This window comes from Spirosoma knui (assembly GCF_054780635.1).
In genome coordinates this window covers 152,879-172,820 of the sequence record NZ_BAAGVY010000009.1, presented here as the reverse complement: position 1 = coordinate 172,820, position 19,942 = coordinate 152,879, and the positions used below count along the sequence as shown (strand labels likewise).

General features: G+C 51.0%; 21 protein-coding genes. 13 read left to right on the top strand and 8 right to left on the bottom strand.

All coding sequences use genetic code 11. From position 1 onward, the window contains the following. Positions 1-41: 41 nt before the first annotated feature. The 3 genes from ACYVIY_RS18865 to ACYVIY_RS18855 form a co-directional block, all read right to left on the bottom strand. Positions 42-845, bottom strand: coding sequence for an RpnC/YadD family protein (locus ACYVIY_RS18865; RefSeq protein ID WP_460977945.1), 804 nt, complete (start codon positions 843-845; stop codon positions 42-44). A gap of 220 nt (positions 846-1,065) precedes the next feature. After that, positions 1,066-2,604 (bottom strand): glutamate--tRNA ligase, encoded by a 1,539-nt coding sequence (gltX, locus tag ACYVIY_RS18860; RefSeq protein WP_460977944.1) that lies wholly within the window; start codon positions 2,602-2,604, stop codon positions 1,066-1,068. 81 nt (positions 2,605-2,685) lie between these two features. Continuing rightward, on the bottom strand, positions 2,686-3,054 hold the full coding sequence (locus tag ACYVIY_RS18855; RefSeq protein ID WP_460977943.1) for a Rid family detoxifying hydrolase: 369 nt from the start codon (positions 3,052-3,054) through the stop codon (positions 2,686-2,688). A 228-nt stretch (positions 3,055-3,282) separates the two neighbouring features. Between ACYVIY_RS18855 and ACYVIY_RS18850 the strand changes: the two genes are divergently transcribed. The 7 genes from ACYVIY_RS18850 (at position 3,283) to ACYVIY_RS18820 (ending at position 9,550) form a co-directional block, all read left to right on the top strand. After that, a complete protein-coding gene (locus tag ACYVIY_RS18850) occupies positions 3,283-4,413 on the top strand; it encodes an App1 family protein (RefSeq protein ID WP_460977942.1) in 1,131 nt (376 codons plus the stop codon). A 102-nt stretch (positions 4,414-4,515) separates the two neighbouring features. After that, entirely contained in the window at positions 4,516-5,361 is an 846-nt protein-coding gene (locus ACYVIY_RS18845; protein ID WP_460977941.1) for a hypothetical protein, read from the top strand. A gap of 111 nt (positions 5,362-5,472) precedes the next feature. After that, on the top strand, positions 5,473-6,051 hold the full coding sequence (locus ACYVIY_RS18840; protein ID WP_460977940.1) for an RNA polymerase sigma factor: 579 nt from the start codon (positions 5,473-5,475) through the stop codon (positions 6,049-6,051). Further along, positions 6,032-7,603, top strand: a complete 1,572-nt coding sequence (locus tag ACYVIY_RS18835) for a porin family protein (RefSeq protein ID WP_460977939.1) — start codon at positions 6,032-6,034, stop codon at positions 7,601-7,603. Before ACYVIY_RS18840 ends, ACYVIY_RS18835 begins: the two co-directional genes overlap by 20 nt. Before the next feature lie 68 nt (positions 7,604-7,671). Continuing rightward, on the top strand, positions 7,672-8,199 hold the full coding sequence (locus ACYVIY_RS18830) for a Rieske (2Fe-2S) protein (protein WP_460977938.1): 528 nt from the start codon (positions 7,672-7,674) through the stop codon (positions 8,197-8,199). Between the two features lie 90 nt (positions 8,200-8,289). Beyond that, positions 8,290-8,967 (top strand): hypothetical protein, encoded by a 678-nt coding sequence (locus ACYVIY_RS18825; RefSeq protein WP_460978051.1) that lies wholly within the window; start codon positions 8,290-8,292, stop codon positions 8,965-8,967. 4 nt (positions 8,968-8,971) lie between these two features. Next, positions 8,972-9,550 carry a YceI family protein gene (locus ACYVIY_RS18820; RefSeq protein WP_460977937.1) on the top strand — a complete coding sequence of 193 codons (579 nt, stop codon included), beginning with the start codon at positions 8,972-8,974 and terminating at the stop codon, positions 9,548-9,550. Here ACYVIY_RS18820 and ACYVIY_RS18815 read toward each other — a convergent pair. Both ACYVIY_RS18815 and dnaN read right to left on the bottom strand, forming a co-directional pair. Continuing rightward, positions 9,526-10,782: a TCR/Tet family MFS transporter gene (locus tag ACYVIY_RS18815; protein ID WP_460977936.1), complete on the bottom strand. Its 1,257-nt coding sequence runs from the start codon at positions 10,780-10,782 to the stop codon at positions 9,526-9,528. The genes ACYVIY_RS18820 and ACYVIY_RS18815 overlap by 25 nt on opposite strands. 113 nt (positions 10,783-10,895) lie before the next feature. Beyond that, complete coding sequence (dnaN, locus tag ACYVIY_RS18810) at positions 10,896-12,017, bottom strand: DNA polymerase III subunit beta (protein WP_460977935.1); 1,122 nt, start codon at positions 12,015-12,017, stop codon at positions 10,896-10,898. Positions 12,018-12,175: 158 nt separating this feature from the next. Between dnaN and ACYVIY_RS18805 the strand changes: the two genes are divergently transcribed. Further along, entirely contained in the window at positions 12,176-12,691 is a 516-nt protein-coding gene (locus tag ACYVIY_RS18805) for a DUF2480 family protein (protein ID WP_460977934.1), read from the top strand. Between the two features lie 59 nt (positions 12,692-12,750). Then, on the top strand, positions 12,751-13,647 hold the full coding sequence (locus ACYVIY_RS18800) for a LysR family transcriptional regulator (RefSeq protein ID WP_460977933.1): 897 nt from the start codon (positions 12,751-12,753) through the stop codon (positions 13,645-13,647). 19 nt (positions 13,648-13,666) lie between these two features. Here the strand turns inward: ACYVIY_RS18800 and ACYVIY_RS18795 are convergent, their stop codons facing one another. After that, positions 13,667-15,421 (bottom strand): DUF6044 family protein, encoded by a 1,755-nt coding sequence (locus ACYVIY_RS18795; protein ID WP_460977932.1) that lies wholly within the window; start codon positions 15,419-15,421, stop codon positions 13,667-13,669. A 164-nt stretch (positions 15,422-15,585) separates the two neighbouring features. Between ACYVIY_RS18795 and ACYVIY_RS18790 the strand changes: the two genes are divergently transcribed. Both ACYVIY_RS18790 and ACYVIY_RS18785 read left to right on the top strand, forming a co-directional pair. Then, positions 15,586-17,124 (top strand): M28 family peptidase, encoded by a 1,539-nt coding sequence (locus tag ACYVIY_RS18790; RefSeq protein ID WP_460977931.1) that lies wholly within the window; start codon positions 15,586-15,588, stop codon positions 17,122-17,124. Between the two features lie 89 nt (positions 17,125-17,213). Continuing rightward, positions 17,214-17,447 carry a DUF4834 domain-containing protein gene (locus ACYVIY_RS18785; protein WP_460977930.1) on the top strand — a complete coding sequence of 78 codons (234 nt, stop codon included), beginning with the start codon at positions 17,214-17,216 and terminating at the stop codon, positions 17,445-17,447. On the opposite strand, the gene ACYVIY_RS18780 is transcribed toward ACYVIY_RS18785, so the two are convergent. Together ACYVIY_RS18780 and purN are read right to left on the bottom strand one after the other, a co-directional pair. Beyond that, complete coding sequence (locus ACYVIY_RS18780) at positions 17,448-17,840, bottom strand: hypothetical protein (RefSeq protein ID WP_460977929.1); 393 nt, start codon at positions 17,838-17,840, stop codon at positions 17,448-17,450. After that, a complete protein-coding gene (gene purN, locus ACYVIY_RS18775) occupies positions 17,837-18,433 on the bottom strand; it encodes a phosphoribosylglycinamide formyltransferase (protein ID WP_460977928.1) in 597 nt (198 codons plus the stop codon). Before purN ends, ACYVIY_RS18780 begins: the two co-directional genes overlap by 4 nt. Positions 18,434-18,567: 134 nt before the next feature. On the opposite strand from purN, the gene ACYVIY_RS18770 reads away from it, so the two are divergent. Next, the gene (locus ACYVIY_RS18770; protein ID WP_460978050.1) at positions 18,568-19,194 is read left to right on the top strand and encodes an ABC transporter ATP-binding protein; all 627 of its coding nucleotides are present in this window, start codon (positions 18,568-18,570) and stop codon (positions 19,192-19,194) included. A 19-nt stretch (positions 19,195-19,213) separates the two neighbouring features. Next, positions 19,214-19,939, top strand: coding sequence for a peptidylprolyl isomerase (locus ACYVIY_RS18765; protein WP_460977927.1), 726 nt, complete (start codon positions 19,214-19,216; stop codon positions 19,937-19,939). Positions 19,940-19,942: the final 3 nt, after the last annotated feature.

Sequence of the window (19,942 nt, the reverse complement as noted above, 5' to 3'; positions counted from 1 at the left end):
AAGGTTTTTCAAGGACGAATGGCTTCGACTAAGAACTAGCCTTACTTATTAATAATTTTCTGTTTAACCTCTTTCACAAACTCAGCAGAAACGCCTGCAACCTTAGCTATTCTCTCTACAGAGAAGTCGCTGTCAATCAATAGATTCGTTACAAACTTAATTTGTTCTTTCTCTTGAGCTATCATGTAAGCCGCATCCTTTTCTAAGCTTACAAACTTAGCGATACTATCCATAGCAAGATCTCTGAGTGTTTGTCCTAAGTTACGCAATTGCGCTAACACACGCAACTGGCTAAAATACCTTTTTAACGCTAAATCACCTTTGGTCGTTTCTTCAACTCGACGAATAATTTGATGTAGAACAACTTCGGGGCTCTCGCCTTGAAAGTTGGCCAGAACGCCTAAAACGACTTCCTCAGGTTGGTTGGATTTAAGGAATATATGGTAATCAAGGTTCGAGAAAGTAATAAGTGGGAAATCATAGCTCATTAACTCGCTTTCGTAGCTAGTTTCCATTTTAGGTACGCCTGACCCAAGAAATAGCACGTATTGCCGAATGGGTAAACGATATTTTCGAGCCAGCATGATGTGATAGTCAGCCATACGATACACCATCTCTGGTTCGTCGACTAATTGAAATTCGAGGTGCAATACAAACGTGCTTCCTTGTGTATCCGTGACTTTCTTTAACACGTCAGGCTTTCGCTCCTTGGTATGCTGAATGTCGTCGGGAAGTTCCTCAGATGAAACAGCCGTGATACCGAGTATAGTTTGCATTAGACTCGGTATCACGGCTTCTATATTTTCCTTAAATATTTTGTCGTACTGACTAACTTGTTTACTCATGCGGTGAAATTACCAGAAAGGGTTACGTGTACTAAAGAAGGCTAGTATATCACCTGATGTTGCTTTGTAAGATGGTGTAAAAAATATCAATAACAATTTAAATCAATTATTACGAGTACTTCCTTCGCAAAAAAACGTGAATTTAATTCACGAAAGACATAACAAAACGAGCGATCAAATTTGACCACTCGCTTTAGTTTTAGTAGTCGTACAATATAAGTTACCCGTTTACTTTTAACGTTGCTAGTGCTTTCGACAGTCGGCTGATGGTTTCGTCTCTGCCGATGATTTCCATCGTGAGCATGAGATCTGGTCCAGCACCCGAGCCGGTAAGGGCTAAGCGCATGGCCTGCATGATTTTTCCCTGCTTGATACCCGCCTGCTGCATGGCGTCAGATAGGGTATGCTTGATTGAATCGGCAACAAATTCGCCTTCAAAACCTTGTAGGGCGTCGTGGAAGGCGGTTACGGCACGTACGGCATCGTCGTTCCATTTGGCGGCTACAATGGTTTCGTCGTAGGTGGTCGGGGCGTTAAAGATGGTACCTGCTTCGTCGAAAATCTCACGAGCAAAATTGACGCGGCCTTTCAACAAGGCGACAATCTTCTCGGCCTTGTCAATTGGGCAGGCAAAGCCAGCGGCTTCAGCTTGTTGTTGCACGGTTGGGGTCAGTTCAGCATCGGGCCGCTGACGAATGTACTGGTGGTTGAACCACTGCGCCTTCTGAATGTCGAACCGGGCACCTGCCTTGTGAACCTGCGCAATGTCGAAGCTGGCAATCAGTTCGTCCATCGTGAACAGCTCCTGTTCGGTGCCGGGGTTCCAGCCTAGCAAAGCCAGGAAGTTAACGGTCGCTTCGGGCAGATAACCGTCTTCACGGAACCCCTTGGCTACTTGTCCCGTAACGGGGTCGGTCCACTGCAATGGGAAGATCGGGAAACCACCGAGGTCAGCGTCGCGCTTGCTGAGCTTACCGTTGCCTTCGGGCTTCAGCAGCAGGGGCAGGTGGGCAAACTGTGGCATGGTATCTTCCCAGCCCAAATATCGATACAGTAACACGTGCAACGGAGCCGATGGAAGCCATTCTTCACCCCGAATCACGTGGGTAATCCCCATCAGGTGATCATCGACGATATTGGCTAAATGATACGTTGGTAAGCCGTCCGATTTTAACAAGACCTTATCATCAATGGCTGACGAGTGTACATTCACCCAGCCCCGAATCAAGTCGTTCAGCCGAACTTCTTCCTTACGGGGTGTTTTTAGTCGGATCACGTGTGGTTCACCCGCATCCATGCGAGCCTTCACATCGTCGGGCTTCATGGTGAGCGAGTTGCGCATCTGCATCCGCGTGATGGAGTTGTATTGGGCGGCTGGCGCATTGGCTTCTTCGAGCCGTTTGCGCATGGCGTCCAGCTCCTCAGCCGTATCGAAGGCATAATACGCTTTACCTTCGGCAACCAGACGCTCGGCTTCTTGCTGGTAGATTTCTCTGCGTTCCGACTGGCGGTATGGCGCGTGCGGTCCACCAACGCCCTGACCTTCGTCGATCTGAATACCGACCCAGTTCAGGGCTTCCAGAATGTATTCTTCAGCACCGGGTACGAAGCGGTTTTGATCCGTGTCTTCGATCCGAAGCAGCATCTGACCGCCCATTTTCCGGGCGAACAGGTAATTATATAAGGCGGTTCGTACGCCACCAATATGAAGCGGGCCAGTCGGGCTGGGCGCAAAACGAACGCGTACAGGAGTTGACATATATGAATGAGTGAATTAGCGAATGAGTGATTGAGTGAACAGTCTATGAATAATTCACTCAATCACTCATTCGCTCAATCGCTAACTAACTGCTATAACTGAAATTTCAACGTTAACATCTTTGGGTAGGCGGGCGACTTCTACGGTTTCGCGGGCGGGTGGTTTGGTTGTGAAGAACCGGCCGTAGACTTCATTAATAGCCGCAAAATTGTTCATGTCTTTGACGAAAATGCTGCTTTTGACGATGTTCGAGTAGTCTAACCCGGCCGCTTGCAGTATAGCCCCGATGTTTTCCATAACCTTCTGGGTCTCGGCCTGAATGTCGCCCTGTGGAGCGAGTTCAATGGCTACTTGTCCAGAGACAAAAAGCATCCCATTGACCATAACGGCCTGGCTGTATGGCCCGATCGGCGCGGGGGCTTGGTCTGTATAAACAATTTGCTTGCTCATAGTTTTACTAGTGATTTGTCAGCGTTGATCGAGTGATTAACCACTAACTTTAAATTTGGCCGCAAGTTACCACCGCTTCGGCGCTCCACAAACTTATAGCTGGCTGAACGTAACGGAACCGCTTTAGGCAAATCTTGATTTCTGTCCGAACAAAATGTATGCATCCCTCGCCTAGACTAACTTTTGGGTGACGTAAGGAGTTGTCGATTGTGAACAGTTTACTACGTAATGGCTACCTGGAAAGAATTTTTGATAAATGCATCCGCGGATGCTGAGGTTCAGTTTGATCGACTTAAGAATCGGCTTTTTGGTCGGCTTGACGCAGCAAAGCCCTACAAAATCGTTTATTACCGCGGGTTTGGCAGTCCAACGGCCGTGTGGCTAAAGGGCCGGGTGTTACGTGAGAAAGACCTGAGTACACCCTCCGACAATGATACGTTCTGGCAGAATCTGCTGGCTACCTACCAGCGCTTCGAGAGCGATGAAGTGGCGGGCGTAACGGTACGTATAGAGACGTTCGGTCAGACACATACGGCTGTTACGGACGAAGAAGGGTATTTTGAAGTGACCGTTAATCCTCCCAATGACTTACCGCCCGGCCGGGTGTGGTTTCCAGTCCGTTATTCGCTGGATGGTATCGTTCAGCCCACTACGCAGGAGCCGGTTATCAAAGACGGGTATTTGATGGTATCGCCCCCGTTCAGCCAGTTTGGGGTTATATCGGATATCGACGATACGGTGCTGGTTACGGGCGCAACGAGTCTGCTGCAAACGGCCCGGCTTACGTTCCTTGGTAATGCGTATACCCGCTTACCGTTTGCGGGCGTAGCGGCTTTTTACCGGGCGTTGCAAAGTGGTCCGGTCACTACGTTGTTTAACCCAATCTACTTCGTATCGAGCAGCCCCTGGAATTTGTATGATCTATTAGTCGACTTTTTCCGGATTCAGGGTATTCCTAAAGGCCCGATTCTTTTGCGCGATCTGGGGCTGGATGTAAAGCTATTAAGTTCGCAATCGCACCACACGCACAAGCTGGCGATGATCCGAAAGGTGCTGGATGTAAACCCTCAACTGCCGTTTGTACTTATCGGCGACAGCGGCCAGCAGGACCCCGAAATCTACTCGCAGGTGGTTCGCGAGAATCCGGGACGTATACGTGCTATTTACATTCGGGACGTATCACCCGAAACCCGCGATGAGTCGGTACGTGAACTGATTCGCACAACGGAAGCGGCCAATGTTCCGATGTTGCTGGTGACGGATACGGTGGCTGCGGCCGAACACGCGGCCAGCCTAGGGTTAATTGACTCCGATACGATTCCAGAAATCCGGGCCGACCGACGGGCGGACAACGAATAAAAAATAAATTTTTCGGCTACGCAACCCTTCCGGACAAGCGTCCGTATTGCTGAATGAACCGGTTCAACTGTTCAGTTTCTAACCTCTAATACAGTTGATACAATGAATTCATTCGCTGCAAAAAGTCGCCTGTTGCTCGCGTCAGCCATGCTGACCGTGGTTACGTTGGCTTGTAAGGAAGACAACCCAGCCCTACCTACCGACGACATCGGTTTGGCTACTACGTCGGTGGGTAAAGTGCTTACCGGAGAGAACGGGAAAACGCTTTATTTCTTTGCGAGTGATGTTGCCGGTCAGGCTACCTGCACCGGGGGCTGCAAAGATGTATGGCCAATATTCTATAAGGAAACACCAAGCCTTGGTGCTGGATTGAAAGCCAGTGATTTTGCTACGATTACCCGGGCTGATGGAAGCAAACAGACAACGTTTAAAGGGTGGCCGCTGTATTACTACGTAAACGATGCCAAAGCCGGTGACGTAAGCGGTGACAAAGTCAATAACGTCTGGATGGTCGCGAAGCCAAATTACACGTTGATGATGGCATCGCGGCAACTGGTCGGAAATGACGGAAAAAATTACCTGTTCGATACAAAAGAAGGTACAGGCAACTCGTTATTTTTAACCGATAGCCTGGGCCGAACCCTGTACGCGTTCGCTCCTGATAAAAAGGATAAGAACACGTACACGAAAGCCGACAACTCAAATAATGGTACCTGGCCGATATTTGAATTGTCGGTGGCAAATCTGGGCGAAATCCCATCCGTGCTTAACCGGGCTGACTTTACTACGGCTACGAACGCCGTTGGCAAAGCGCAGCTTAGTTACAAAGGATGGCCGCTCTATTATTTCGGAAACGATACCGAGCGGGGGAATACGAAAGGTGTAAGTTTTCCGCGGCCGGGTGTTTGGCCAGTGGTCAACACTACATCGCCCGCAGCGCTGAATTGAGCCTGGCGTCTCGTCTAGTAAGGTTATGAGGTTGTACAAAGTGAATGCGTGCCGTTTTGATTGAAGAGCCGACGCTTCGGCTTTATCGCAGATAATTATCCAACTTTAAGAATGGCTAACGCTCCGAACATACAGGCCTTGCCCGACCTATTGGCTGGTTGTTTGCGCAACCATCGACAGAGTCAGGAGCTACTTTACCGGCAATTTTACAGTTATGCAATGAGCGTTTGTCTGCGTTACGCACCGACCCGAGAAGGTGCGCTGGAGGTGTTGAATGATGGTTTTTTGAAGGTGTTTACCCGGCTAGATCAGTACGATCCAGCCCAACCTTTCAAAGGCTGGCTTCGACGCATCCTGATCAACGCAGCTGTGGATCATTATCGGCAGGAAGTAAAACATCACAACCACGAAGACGTTGCCCAGGCCGAACATACCGTAGTTTCGGAGTCGGCCGATGCGTATAGTCAGTTGGCGCACGAAGATCTGCTGCTACTCATTCAGCGGCTGTCGCCTGCCTACCGGCTAGTTTTTAACTTATATGTCATGGATGGATTCACGCACGAAGAAATTGCCGGGCAACTTGGAATTTCGGTGGGCGCGTCGAAGTCGAACCTGGCCCGGGCGCGGGAGAATCTACGCTTGTTATTGAAGCAGATAAACTACGATGAGTATGCAAGAGCTAACCGATGACCAATTGGACGGCCTCTTCAGAAAGTCGGCTGAAGAGTTCGATACCCCGTTTGACCCGGCCGCCTGGCAGGCCATGGAAGGTCGATTAGACGCCCATGATGCCACCAAACCGCGGCAATCACCGATTTCGAAGTACCTACTTCGCTTAGGATTACCTGTTTTAGTACTGCTGTTGACCGGTATAACCTGGCTGGCGTATAACCAACGTCAGCCAGTGGCATCGCCCGCTGTAACTAAACAGGAGGGTAAGGGTGGTAACAGGGCCGCGGTTGCAACACCGAATGAGCAAGTGCTTACGCGCAGGCAGGAGCGCGTTGCTGACGTAACGTTAGAGAAGACGGGCGATGGGTCGGCGCGGATGACGCCCGAGCAAACCGAAGCCGGGGACGAGCAGCGCATTAACGGAAAGATGTTGCCGATTGCCGATGACGCTGCTCCGCTGCCAACGTCGACTATTGGTAAACCAGCTGAGGTCTCTGCAACAAAAGGCGCAACGCCGACGTATGGGGCAGTAAAAGCCAACCGAATCAGCCGTTCTCGCTTAACTGCTGTATCAGGTTCGGGAGCAACCGGATCGCAACGTAACAGCCGTCGTTTTTCGCTCCAGAAAGTCAATCGCCGGGATAAGCGAGCGATGACGTCGACGACTTACACGGGTAGTTCCCTTTTTTCGGGTACTCGTTACGCAGCCAATGAAGGTTCGTCGGTTAAGAAACGTTGGAAATCTGGTAAGACGGAGGTCGTAGTGATCAGTTCAGAAACGGGAGACAATCAGTTACCGCCCGTTTCTGATCAGGCGAATCCGGTTGAGTTGCCCGCGCTGACGGAACTTCGGGCTAAACCCGGCTTTTGGTCCAAACCGGAACTGGCAGTCGACCGGGACGTAACGGTTCAGCCCGATACGGTACGTCGCGTTAGTCGTCAAGAGCTGCCGTTCCAGACAGGGCTCAGTGTTCGATTTGTGGTATCGCCGGATTTAAGCACGATTGGTTTGCATGACTTCACCCGGCCGGGTACCAACGTTGGTATGATGCTGGAATACCGGCTGGCATCCCGCTGGAGCGTTCAGGTCGGGGTACTACGCAGTACGAAAGTGTATAGAGCGTCGACGGATTATTACGATCTGCCTGCCTACACCGCAAACTGGCAGGTGCAGCCAGAGGGCGTTAGCGGTCGATGCAACATGGTTGATATTCCCATTAATCTGCGGTATGACGTACTGTTACGTCCCTCCATAAACGGCCAGGGCACGAACCGGTGGTTTGTAAGCGGGGGCGCAACGAGTTACATCATGCGGCAGGAAGATTATGACTATGAATATGCTGATCCGGATAACCCCCATATATATCCGGATAGGAGGGGATGGCATGGCAACACTGGAGGCTATAAGTTTAGTCAGTTAAACCTCTCGGCGGGCTACGAACGAACGTTCAGCCGACGCTTGTCCTGGCAGATTGAGCCGTTTCTAAAAATGCCTTTAAAGAAAATTGGCTATTATAAACTCAATCTGCTGAGTACGGGAGCCTTCTTCTCCATTCGTTATAAACTCTAAAAATTTCTTTCTAGGCACCCAGATGCCTGCTTCGAATCTTAATCAATGTAACTACACGAAATACAACGATGAAAACTAACCTAACTACCGACCCGATGAAACGGGGTGAATTTCTTCGCAGCCTGGGCTTAAGCAGTGCCGCATTAATGTCATTCTATTGCATGGGTACGCTGACGTCCTGCTCCAGCAGTAATGACCCGGCTCCCGGCGGATCAACCAACGGCACAACTACTCCCGTAACGTCTACGGGTTTAACGGGAAATGCCGATACGTCGAAAGGTGCCGTAAACTTCACGCTTGACTTGACGAATGCTGATTTCAGCACCTTAAAATCTGAAGGGAAGTTCGTCAAAGTGGGCAGTGTGCTGGTCGCCAATACGAAGGGAAATAAGTACGTAGCCATTCAGCGGCTTTGCACGCATGAAGGTTTCGACACGATCTCTTACCAGTTAAGCGACGATAATTTTAATTGCAGTACACACGGATCCGTTTTCAAGACAGACGGAAGCGTTCAGACCGGGCCCGCAGCCAGAGCCATGAAACTATATAAAGCGACCCTCAGCACCGACGGGAATAAGCTGCAGATCACGGAGTAAGAATTGAAAAGCCATCCCTCATTTGTCATACGTTATTTGTCAGCACATCACATGGGAAGAAAATTAAGTTGGCTCTTAGGACTGCTGGTCATGAGCGTAAGTACCTACGGCTACAATGGTCTTGCTGACACGACGCTTAGCTCACTCTCGGACCAGACCATTGTTTTGGCAGATACAACACCGGTTGGAACCGATACAACCGGGGCTGATCTGCTGGCGGGTTTATCTGATCCCGCTGAAGCTCAGCCGTTGCTGCCTCACAAAATGATTTTTACGCAGCGTGCTTTCTGGGGACCCAAAGGATTGTTACGTACCATGAACATTGCTCCGCTGTCGGCAGAAGGTCGCGCGAAAGAGCTGAAAATTCGTCGGACCATGCTGGTTGCCCATCAGATCGGTGGGTTCATTACGCTGGCTGGCTTTATCACCCAGGGTTTGCTGGGAGCAAAGCTTTACAAGGCGCAGGGGCAGGAGTATGTGGATACTAAACGCTGGCACGAACGGACCGCTACGTTCATCAACATCTCGTACGGAACAACGCTGGCGTTGTCGTTAACGGCTCCGCCCCCGGTAGTCGGTGGCCGGCGCGGGTTTACGTCGATCAAGCTGCATAAGTACCTAGCTATTGTTCACCTGACCGGAATGGTAGCTACCAATGTGCTGGCTCACCTGATTGAAAAGGATTTTACTTTAAAGCCGTATCACCGGGCAGCCGCCTATACTACGTTCGGGGCCTACGCAGCTTCCATTGTTGCCTTAACGTTCTAACCTTATGAAAAATACAACTTTTTATGGCTGCTTAGTAGCCATTGCGATTCTTTGTGCCTTTGGTAAGCCATTGGCTAAGCGAAAACTAATGGCCGATAAGGGCTTGTCGACCGTTTCGTATGCGGCTAAGCACCCCTTACATAGCTGGGAGGGCGTGAGCCGCGATGTGAACTGCGCCCTGATTTATAACGACGAAACGAAGCAGCCCGAAACGGTGGCAGTCTCCATAAAAGTTGCCTCGTTTGATAGTCAGAACAACAACCGCGATTCACACGCGATTGAGGTATTGGAGGGACTAAAATACCCGAATGTAACCTTCGTCAGCTCCGATGTGAAAGCTGGCGACAATGGTACGCTGACCGCTAAAGGAACCCTAACGTTTCATGGCGTTGCCAAACCGGTTACGTTGCAGGCTACCCGTAAAGAGGCCGGTGGGAAAATGACGCTAACCGGCGAGTTCCCGGTTAAAATGTCGGAGCATAGCATCGAACGACCCTCGTTAATGGGACTTAGAACGGAAGATGATATGGTGCTTAAATTTAATATCGTGTTTTCGCTTCAGGCTTCGCCCGCCGGAACCTGATTGGCAGGTGGAGACGCAACAAACCGGGGCTTACGAAATCCCCGACGAGCCAGAATAGCGCTGATAATAGTCAAGACAGATGCGAGGAAGTACGGCGCACCAGGTAAATAAACTGGTGCGCTGGCTCCCGTAAAATACGAGAACAGGTTCGTCATAATCAGCGGCCCGAAGATGGACGTCGTGCTGGTCAGGCTCGTTAAAGCACCCTGTAGTTCGCCCTGTTCGTTAGACGGTACCTGATTGGAAATGATGCCCTGAACAGACGGCCCGGCAATACCGCCTAAGGCGTAAACACCCATAAAGGCGAACATCATCCAGCTCTGGTTCGCCAGGGCGAATAAGGCAAATCCTAAGGCACTGAACAGCAAGCCTACGTAAACGGATCGTTGCTGGCCAAGTTTTGGAATAATCAGCCTACTCAGACCGCCCTGCACAATCGCGAATGACAATCCAATGGCGGCTAACGATAAACCAACCGTCTTCTCGTCCCACTTAAACTTCTCCATTGTGTAGAACGTCCAGGTACCTTGCACCGCAAATCCGGCGATGTAGATAAGCACCAGTGAGGCTACTAAACCCAGGATCACCGGATATTTGCCCAGCCGCATCAGCGAGCCGACGGGATTGGCGCGTCGCCAGTTAAACGGCCGACGATTTTCGGGTGCTAACGACTCCGGCAGAATGAACAATCCATACAGGAAGTTGAGCATGGTTAGCCCGGCTGCTACGAAAAACGGCATGCGCGGGCTGTATTGACCAAGGAATCCGCCCACGGCTGGCCCTAGAATAAAGCCTACGCCAAACGCGGCACCTACTAGTCCAAAGTTCTGCGCCCGCTTCTCTGGTGTGCTGATGTCGGCGATATAAGCGGTGGCGGTTGTGAAGCTCGCGCCCGTTACACCCGCCAGCATACGTCCTACGAATAACCAGCCGATGCTCGGTGCAAACCCCTGGAGGATATAATCGAGTCCAAACCCGAATAAGGAAAACAACAGTACAGGTCTCCGCCCAAATCGGTCGCTTAATCCGCCCAGAATCGGCGAGAAAATGAACTGCATGGCTGCGTACGAAAACGTCAGCCAACCACCGTAACTGGCCGCCTGGCTAATGTTGCCATCAATGAGCTGCTCAATCAGTTTTGGAAAGACCGGAATGATAATTCCCAGACCCGTTACGTCAATCAGAAGCGTAATGAAGATGAAGACCAGGGCCGGGGCAGTACGTTGTTTCATTTGTATAAAGAAGTTAGGAGCGAGGAGGTAGAAGTGAGAATCCATCCGGTGCCACTATAAGACGCGCCAGCATTCTCACTTCTACCTCCTCGCTCCTAAATACTAGAAAAGATTTACGCGTATGTATTCAGCATGACCGGCATGACCAGCATGAGGATATCTTCGTTTTCCTCTTTGTCAGCCGGAATAAGCAGCCCTGCACGGTTCGGAGCCGATAGTTCGAGCGTTATCATTTTAGCGCTCAGGTTGCTCAACACTTCGGACATCAGCTTGGCGTTGAAGCCAATTTCCATGGCGTCCCCGTCGTAGTCGCATAGCAGTTTCTCGTTCGCTTCGTTCGAATAATCCAGGTCTTCGGCCGAGATCGTGAGCGAATTAGCTTTCAGTGACAGACGAATCTGGTGTGTGGTCCGGTTGGCATAGATCATGATCCGCTTGAGTGAGTTAAGCAGATCCGTCCGGCCGATGGTCATTACGTTCGGGTTGTTCGTAGGGATGGCGTTTTCGTAGTCGGGAAAGCGCTCGTCGATCAGCCGGCAGATCAACTGCGTAGGTCCGAACGAGAACGAAGCATTCGCCTGGCTGAACTCCGCCGTTACGGGCGTGTTTTCGGGCAGAGACGCCTTTAGCAGTTGCAGCGCCTTACGCGGAATGATGATCGACGTACTGGCCGACGAACCCAGATCCGTCCGGCGGTAGCGAATAAGCCGGTGCCCATCCGTTGCCACGAACGTAGCATTGTCACCGGTTAGTTGCAGGTATACGCCCGTCATGGCCGGACGCAGATCGTCGGTGCTGGTAGCAAATACGGTGTTGTTAATGGCTCCGAGCAAAACGTCGGACGACATTTCGACCGATATGTTTTTGTTAACCGTCGGCAGTTTCGGAAAGTCGATGGGGTTCTCGCCCGAGAGCTTATACCGGCCGTTATCGGTCAGAATTTCAGTACCAAACGTATCGGTATCGATGTTAACCGTTACGGGTTGTTCGGGCAGACTACGTAGCGTGTCCAGCAGCAGCTTGGCAGGAATCGCAATGGCCCCATTTTCGCTCGCTTCGACCGGAATCTCCGTGGTCATGGTCGTTTGCAGGTCCGACGCGGTTACGGTAAGTGTTCCATCTTCAATGCGGAAGAGGAAGTTTTCGAGAATCGGCACAATCGGGTTGGTCGCCACGACGCCGTTAATATTCTGTAGGTTCTTGAGTAGTACGGACGAGGAAACGATAAATTTCATTGGCCAATCGTTTAGTGCGGTTCGTTATTAGATATAAGAACAAAAGTAACAAAAATTACCGACCTGCCTGTTGCCTTTTTAAGCGAACTATAGGCGAATTGTTAATGTATTATGAATAACAGATAAGGACGGACTATCAGCCTTTATCTGCTGAGTATATGGAAGCCGAAATCGTTAACCGGGTGGCCAACAGCGGCCTCATTACGCTTGATCTGGAAGAGTATTATCACCCCGGCGAACGGGTTGTGTACGACCTGAAAGACAACCTGTTCATGGGGTTGATTCTAAAGGAAAAAGACTTCCGTGCGTTCCTGAAAGAACACGACTGGAGCCAGTACGCCGGCAAGAACGTAGCGCTAACCTGTTCGGAAGATGCGATCGTTCCAACCTGGGCGTATATGCTGCTCACCATTCAGCTGGAGCCTTACGCAAATATGATCGTTTTTGGCGCCCTGGCGGATTTGGAAGAGAAGCTTTATTTCGATGCCATCGCCCGCATCAATCCCGCTGACTATAAAGACGCTCGGGTGGTGGTGAAGGGATGCTCCAAAGTCCCCGTTCCCACGGCGGCCTACGTAGAACTGACGCGGGTGTTACGTCCGGTTGTGCAAAGTCTCCTATTCGGCGAGCCTTGCAGCACCGTGCCATTATATAAGCGCCCGAAAGAGCGGTAGGCGCTTCGGTAAGGGGGTATACGTTTAATGCGTTTATTTGCACGTAACCCCATTCATTTATGCTTGACTTTCGCCTGAACGTTTTTTACACGGTTGCCAAGCGGCTTAGTTTTACCAAAGCGGCTGCCGAACTGTTCGTAACGCAGCCTGCGGTGACAAAGCACATTCAGGAGCTTGAACATCATTTCGGTACGGCTCTGTTCGATCGTCGTGGTAATCAGATCAGCCTGACTATGGCGGGCAGCGTACTGCTGCGTCATGCCGAGACAATCATGGCGACGTATCGACAGTTGGAATTCGACATGAACGCGCTCAAAGGCCAGCCCGGCGGTACCCTGCGACTTGGAGCCAGTTCGACAATCGCGCAATACGTAATTCCGCCCGTGCTGGCGCGTTTTCATGAGCAGTCGGCCGACGTGGCTATATCTTTAGTCAGCGGCAATACGGAACAGATTGAGCAGCGACTCCTCAACGATGATATCGACCTAGGCCTTGTAGAAGGACGAACGCATCACAGCGACATTCGGTATACGCCGTTTGTAAAGGACGAACTGGTGCTGGTTTGCCGCGCTGATCACCCATTGGCCGATCGGGATGAGATTACGCTCGATGAACTACGGGTAGTGCCAATCGTATTACGTGAACGCGGATCGGGTTCTCTTGAAGTCGTAGAACACGCCCTCCGTGGTGTCGGGCTTCGCCTAACCGATCTGACGGTAGAAATGCACTTAGGCAGCACCGAAGGCATCAAGTCGTACCTGAGTAATTCGCGCTGTATGGCGTTTATATCGGTGTTTGCCGTGCAGGATGAACTGCGGTTAGGAGCGCTGAAGGTCGTCGATGTTCAGGCACTCACCATTCAGCGCGACTTTTACTCGATTCAACTGCAGGGGGTTGGCGGGGGGCTAGCCGATACGTTTATGCGGTTCGCTCGGCAACATTACAAGAAAGGGTAAAGGCCTGGCGTTTTGGTACCTATTTCATGACCTCGTAAAGCCAGATGCGCCAATAGCTGGCCGGATCATCGAACTCTTTCCGTAATCGAAGTCTGTTTTTGATGGCATTGCGAATAGGAACGGCCGATAAGACGTATCGACCGCCAAGCGATTGAAGCGCTACTGCATCAAGTGCCAATTTAGTAAGGCTCCTTCGTTTGTGTTTTCCGCAAAGAGCACTTTCTGCCGACATCCCTAATTCAGCGGAGTACGTGTAACACCGGCAACCGTAAGCATCGTAATACGTTGCAATCGCGGGCGCTTTGGCGAGTTCATGGGCGATCACCCGGCGGAACGAATGCTTGTAGGAAACTAGATAATTGTTTTGGTAGCTGTCCAGCGTATAGAAACCGTTGTATAACGCAACAGCCGGATGCATACCCACGCTTACTACCCGATACGCAGCCTGCGGTCGGCCGATGTAATTTCGTACTTTGCTGAATAGATCCGGTGCATAGAAGGCTCGGTAAGATGGGTAATCTACATCACTTACCTGGCCTGTCATTTTTTCGATATTGATTGTCCATTTGTGGTTAGCCATAAGCATGACCATGAACTGCCCGATTAGAAATAGCCGATTCAAAAAACTGTTGGACTTATACGCCCGCAGCGACAGGCTGAACAGATAAAACCACAGCAGCGGCAACAGAAAATAAAATCGGTCGAACTGGAAAACTTGCAGCGGACTGCCCTTACCCAACCACACAGCAGGAAATCGATAAAAACCGCTGAAGAGGCAGATTAGCATCGCTACCCCCACACCTGTAGCTAACCCGCGCCTGGGCGTATAGCAACCTGATCGATTACATCGCAGCGCCGTAAATCCGACAATGGCCAGTATCCAAAGCGTTGAGAAGGAACCGCTATGGTAATACGTTCGGGTAAACAAGTCGAATCCTTTGTGGAAGCTGTCCTCGATGGTAAGCGGTAGGAGCCGGGCGTAATCGTACTCAGTACGTTGGGAACTATACGTCTTAGCCAGGAATGAGTAGATCATCTGCCATTCGCTGGCCAGATACAGCAGCGAAAGCAGCACAAGCCCACCGACGTAAGACCAGCTAATCTGTTTCCGCCTAAGCATAGGCACAAAACCAAGTATGGCAAGCGCAATACAGATGAACAGACCCGACCAGACAAAAAACGAATAGAAGGGAAACAACGCAATGATTAGCCAGTCCGTCCAGTTGGGTTGTTTTCGAGTGAGCAGGTTCAGAAATGCATAAAGCAGGAGTGGCTGACCAGTAACCGATACGCCATGAACGATGTAGGTAGGAACAAGAGCAAACAGAAACGCAACGGCCACCCGCGTCAGGCTCCAGGTCCGCTCCGGCAAGACATGCCGCTTCAGCAGGAGATACATGCCCACGAAGCCAATGCTATGTACAGCCACCAGGTTACTAACATAAGCTACGTACGGCGGCAGCCAATAAAATGAGAGAACTTCCAGGTTTAAGCCGGAACGTAGCGCCGACCGGGGAACGCCGTTCATGATGTTGGGTAAGACGGTGTTCAGGTCGAAATCAAAGGCGGTGCCGGTAATTTTCAGTAAATACAGGTACAAAAAATCACTGTCCAGGTTATCGTGAATAGTTACGTACGCGTCTTCGCCAAGCCAGAGGTACGGAAACACATACAGCGCCAGCAGTCCGGAGGCAATAAACAGGTAGGTGCGCTCGGACTTAGCGGTAAACGTAATAGAGATATCGGTAGATAATCCAGTGAATGGGAACGGCATAACCAGACCAAAAGCAACGCAAAATTAATTGAATTTAGGCCGGAGGCCAAGGCGTATCGATACGCCCGTTTGCAGGAGACTGACCGAAGCGTTGAGGACGTAGCTTCAGATGACGTAAAGCCGCCGGTCTTTTTCGTATTTTTACAGTCTTAATTGCTTCCAACATGCAAACGACTCCGTTCGTAACCCTACTTGTCGGACTTACCTTAACCGTTACGTCTATACAGGCGCAGAAACGATCTGCAAAACCAGTTGCTTCACGCACCCAAACGGCTACTGCCAAACTGCCGGAGTTCAACATCTCGCGAGCCGAGGTGGAAGAGCATACTCGCTATATAGCGTCCGATGCCCTGCAGGGACGGCGGACGGGTGAGCCCGGCAATCAGAAGGCTGCTGAATACATTGCCCAGCAGTATCAGAAATTTGGACTCAAACCCGCACCAGGCCAACCCGATTTTTTTCAACGGATCAACCTGAACAAGGTCAAAGCGGCTAGCTCGGCGGTTATGGTCATTGGGAAAGACAGCCTGAAACTCGGTAAAGAACTGGTCGTGATGGCCGGTGGGCCAACGGCTATTTCCGGCGAGGTCATTTATGTCGGCTATGGGCTGACCGATGGTGAAGATGGCTACAAAGGACGCGATGTAAAAGGCCGGATTGTGGTCGCGCAGGGCGGTTCTCCTGATGCAAAAGGACCCCGTGAAATTTTTAGTGCGGCCAGTCGTAAACGGCAGATCGCAGCCGAAAAGGGAGCCGCGGCTTTGCTGGAACTATACAGCGAATCCATTCCGTGGGGGTTTGTGAACCAGTATTTTACTAGAGAGCAGGTTACCGTAGCCGAGCCAGTCGGCAATACAGACCTAGCGCATTTGTGGGTGAACAACGCGAACAACCAATACCGGCAGTTGAAAGAAGCCGGTACAACCGTTCAGCTCCAAACTTCCGGGCGGCCTCAAACCTCGGTGTCGTCGGCCAACGTAGCGGGCGTTATTGAAGGATCTGACCCGAAGCTCAAAGAAGAGTACGTGATTTTATCAGGCCATTTTGACCACGTTGGCGTTGGCAAGCAGGGTGGTAGTGCGTATCAGCCATCCGATAGTATTTTCAACGGGGCCCGCGATAATGCTATGGGCGTTACAGCCTTATTAACGGCGGCTAAAGCCCTGGCGCTGCAACATCCAAAGCGGTCGGTGCTCGTGCTGGCCCTAACCGGGGAAGAAGTGGGCCTGCTGGGTAGCCGCTATTATGCGGAACATCCGCTGGTGCCCTTAAAGCAAACGGTTTTCGACTTAAATACAGACGGAGCCGGGTACAATGATACCACCATCGTGTCGGTTATAGGGCTGGAACGTACGGGGGCTAAAGCCGAGATAGAAGCCGGTGCAAAAGCCGTTGGTCTGGGTGTTTTTGCCGAGCCATCCCCCGAGCAAGGTCTTTTCGATCGGTCAGATAACGTAAGCTTCGCGGCAAAGGGCATTCCAGCTCCTACGTTCTCGGCAGGTTTTAAGTCGTTTGATGAGGCCATTGGCAAGTACTACCACCAGGCGATCGACAATCCGGAATCGCTGGATTTTAACTACGTTCACCGCTTTTGCCAGGCCTTTGCGCACACCGCCCGCCTGATTGCCGATCGGGCCACTCGTCCACAATGGTCGCCGGGCGATAAGTATGAAGCGGCCGGAAAAGCGTTATATGGACAGTAAGTAGTTAACGGCTAGTCCTTCTAGGTACTGGAAGGACTAGCAAACTAATCTGTTCCGGCGAGCGTTTAATTTACATCAACGATATCAATATGCTCTTTAAATATCTGTTTATCCTGACCCTGATTATTTTGTTCGTGCCTCCCGTGCGCCGGTTTGTGTTCTATCTGCTGGTAGGGCGGCAGCTGGTTAAGGAGCAGAAGCGCCAGGGGGATTTATACGGTAAACGTCGGGAAGGCGAAGTACGGGTCGATAAACGTCAGGCCAAACAAGACGACTCCAGCTTTAAAGGCGGAGAGTACGTTGATTACGAAGAGGTTAAATAGTTAGTATTCTTTTCTGTACTTCACCGCTAACCCGGTCATTAGGTAGCCGTTGGTGGTCATTGAGGTGTAATATTTGTAGCGTACGCCCACCAACGCGTCGGCTCCTAATTTTTTAGCTTCCATTGTCAGCCGGGCGAGCAGCAGTTCCTTTTGCTGCATGTCGTTGCCGCGACTAAGCATTCGTTTGTTGGCCGTCTGTCGCTGGTCCAGCGGCACTTCTCCTTTGGTTTCCAGATCTTGTATGGGTTCGAATGGGCGTTCGGGGCGCTGGTTCTCGTAGAACACATCGACCGGATAGTTCGGGCTGTTTTGCAGGTACACAATCGGTTTGAAACAGCTGGCCGAAACACCGGAAACGACCAGTATGCAAAGTAGCTGCCGGATTGCCTTCATAATACGTCTTTCATGGATTGTAAGACCTCCTCGACAACTCTTGGGTAATGCGCATGCTCTAAAACCTGCACCTTTCGCGCGACCTCTTCGGGCGAGTCCGTTGGCAAAACAGGACAGCTGGCCTGAAAAATAGGCTGTCCTTCGTCGTAGCGCTCGTTTACGTAATGAATTGTAATACCCGATTCGGTTTCTCCCGCGGCTACCACGGCCTCGTGCACGAAGTGGCCGTACATACCCTTGCCCCCAAATTTAGGCAGCAGCGCCGGGTGAATGTTCATAATCCGGTCGGGAAACGCCTGCACTAATCCAGACGGCATCAACCACATAAAACCGGCCAGGACAATCAGATCAATTTGCTGGGATTGAAGAATCCGCGTGATTCGGTCGGTATTGTAAAAAGTCGTCCGGTCAAACAATAGCACAGGTACGTGTAACCCGTTGCCAAAGCCCCGCCGGGCCCGATCGATCACACCGGCTTTCGCATTGTTGGAGAGCAGTAAGGTAACCTCAACGTTAGGGTTACCCGTGAAATAGTCCGCAATTTTTTCGGCGTTAGAACCGGAGCCGGAAGCAAATAAGGCGATACGTTTCAACGGTACAAGGGTTAACGGTTCGCAAACAGAACAAGACGGCTAGCGCATAGTGCTTTGTTTCCGACCATTATATGGATTGGTTTCCGGCGAAATTACAACTTTTACCTATTTTTGCCGGTAGTCGTTATAATTCGATGCTGGCAACCCATCAACTCACCTTTGAATACGGCCCGACCAAACAATTTACGTTTCCGGACGTGCATTGCGCCGATCGAGAGGCCCTGCTGATCTTAGGGCGCTCAGGAACGGGCAAAACAACCCTGCTCCACCTGCTGGCTTTGTTGCTTCGTCCGAAAAGTGGCTCGGTGACAATCGGCCAGACGGACCTCACGCAGCTTAGCGTAGCGCAAACGGCCGCTTTTCGGGCCCAGCACGTAGGCATCGTTTATCAGAAACCTCATTTCGTTAGTTCATTATCGGTGCTGGATAACCTGCTGATGGCAAATTATCTGGCGAATAAGCCGCAGGATAAGGAACGTGCCCGTCAATTGGCGCAGCAACTCGGCTTTGGTGATCAGCTAACCAAAAAAACAAACCAGCTTAGCCAGGGCGAACAGCAGCGGGTTAGCATTGCCCGGGCTGTCATGAATCAACCGACGGTTATCCTGGCCGATGAGCCGACCTCTAACCTCGACGATGAAAATACGGAGCGCGTTGTGCGGTTGCTCCGCGAACAATCCGAGCAGATCGGGGCTAGTCTGATCGTGGTTACACATGACCAGCGGTTGAAAGATGTTTTCCAAAATCAGGTTCTCCTATAGCTATTCGGTGGCCTTCTCCATGAAAAAAACGCTCTTATTGCTTCTGTTGATGCCGGTCCTCGCGCTGGGGCAAAACAAAAAAAAGAAAGATTATCTCGTTACGTTGACTACAAACTACGGGCCCATGCGCCTTGTGTTGTTTGATCAGACGCCTAAGCACAAAGAGAATTTTATAAAACTGGTTAACCAGCAATTTTACGACAGCCTACTTTTTCACCGCATCATTCAGGGATTCATGATTCAGGGCGGTGATCCAAATTCACGAAAGGCAGAGGCCGATCAGCCGCTGGGTAACGGCGATGTTGGTTATAAAGTACCGGCCGAGATTATGCCGAACCTGTTTCACCAGAAAGGCGCGTTGGCCGCTGCGCGCGACAACAACCCGGAAAAAGCCTCCAGCGGTTGTCAGTTTTACGTAGTACAGGGCCGCGTCTGGACCGAAGATGAACTACAGAAACAGATCGAACGGGGCCGTAGCCGCGCTCCCGAACGTACCGTTACGAAAGAGCAGAAGCAGATTTATAAAACGCTGGGCGGTAGTCCCCATCTGGATGGAAATTATACAGTTTTCGGGCAGGTGATCGATGGACTGGCTGTTGTAGACAGTATTGCTAAGCAACCGCGCGATCCGCAGGATCGTCCACTCAAAGACATCCGCATGACCATGAGCGGTGAATGGGTTAAGAAAAAGAAAATAACGAAGCAATACGGATACTCGTATCAGCCTGTCGCTTCGAAGCGCTAACGA

Excerpts from the sequence above, each read along its gene's own strand:
- ACYVIY_RS18845 (WP_460977941.1), top strand. The coding sequence starts at position 4,516 with ATGAATTCATTCGCTGCAAAAAGTCGCCTGTTGCTCGCGTCAGCCATG.
- ACYVIY_RS18850 (WP_460977942.1), top strand. The coding sequence starts at position 3,283 with ATGGCTACCTGGAAAGAATTTTTGATAAATGCATCCGCGGATGCTGAG.
- ACYVIY_RS18855 (WP_460977943.1), bottom strand. The coding sequence starts at position 3,054 with ATGAGCAAGCAAATTGTTTATACAGACCAAGCCCCCGCGCCGATCGGG.
- ACYVIY_RS18805 (WP_460977934.1), top strand. The coding sequence starts at position 12,176 with ATGGAAGCCGAAATCGTTAACCGGGTGGCCAACAGCGGCCTCATTACG.
- ACYVIY_RS18785 (WP_460977930.1), top strand. The coding sequence starts at position 17,214 with ATGCTCTTTAAATATCTGTTTATCCTGACCCTGATTATTTTGTTCGTG.
- ACYVIY_RS18835 (WP_460977939.1), top strand. The coding sequence starts at position 6,032 with ATGCAAGAGCTAACCGATGACCAATTGGACGGCCTCTTCAGAAAGTCG.
- ACYVIY_RS18765 (WP_460977927.1), top strand. The coding sequence starts at position 19,214 with ATGAAAAAAACGCTCTTATTGCTTCTGTTGATGCCGGTCCTCGCGCTG.
- ACYVIY_RS18830 (WP_460977938.1), top strand. The coding sequence starts at position 7,672 with ATGAAAACTAACCTAACTACCGACCCGATGAAACGGGGTGAATTTCTT.
- ACYVIY_RS18795 (WP_460977932.1), bottom strand. The coding sequence starts at position 15,421 with ATGCCGTTCCCATTCACTGGATTATCTACCGATATCTCTATTACGTTT.
- ACYVIY_RS18815 (WP_460977936.1), bottom strand. The coding sequence starts at position 10,782 with ATGAAACAACGTACTGCCCCGGCCCTGGTCTTCATCTTCATTACGCTT.
- gltX (WP_460977944.1), bottom strand. The coding sequence starts at position 2,604 with ATGTCAACTCCTGTACGCGTTCGTTTTGCGCCCAGCCCGACTGGCCCG.
- ACYVIY_RS18800 (WP_460977933.1), top strand. The coding sequence starts at position 12,751 with ATGCTTGACTTTCGCCTGAACGTTTTTTACACGGTTGCCAAGCGGCTT.
- ACYVIY_RS18865 (WP_460977945.1), bottom strand. The coding sequence starts at position 845 with ATGAGTAAACAAGTTAGTCAGTACGACAAAATATTTAAGGAAAATATA.
- ACYVIY_RS18790 (WP_460977931.1), top strand. The coding sequence starts at position 15,586 with ATGCAAACGACTCCGTTCGTAACCCTACTTGTCGGACTTACCTTAACC.
- ACYVIY_RS18780 (WP_460977929.1), bottom strand. The coding sequence starts at position 17,840 with ATGAAGGCAATCCGGCAGCTACTTTGCATACTGGTCGTTTCCGGTGTT.
- ACYVIY_RS18840 (WP_460977940.1), top strand. The coding sequence starts at position 5,473 with ATGGCTAACGCTCCGAACATACAGGCCTTGCCCGACCTATTGGCTGGT.
- ACYVIY_RS18825 (WP_460978051.1), top strand. The coding sequence starts at position 8,290 with ATGAGCGTAAGTACCTACGGCTACAATGGTCTTGCTGACACGACGCTT.
- dnaN (WP_460977935.1), bottom strand. The coding sequence starts at position 12,017 with ATGAAATTTATCGTTTCCTCGTCCGTACTACTCAAGAACCTACAGAAT.
- ACYVIY_RS18770 (WP_460978050.1), top strand. The coding sequence starts at position 18,568 with ATGCTGGCAACCCATCAACTCACCTTTGAATACGGCCCGACCAAACAA.
- ACYVIY_RS18820 (WP_460977937.1), top strand. The coding sequence starts at position 8,972 with ATGAAAAATACAACTTTTTATGGCTGCTTAGTAGCCATTGCGATTCTT.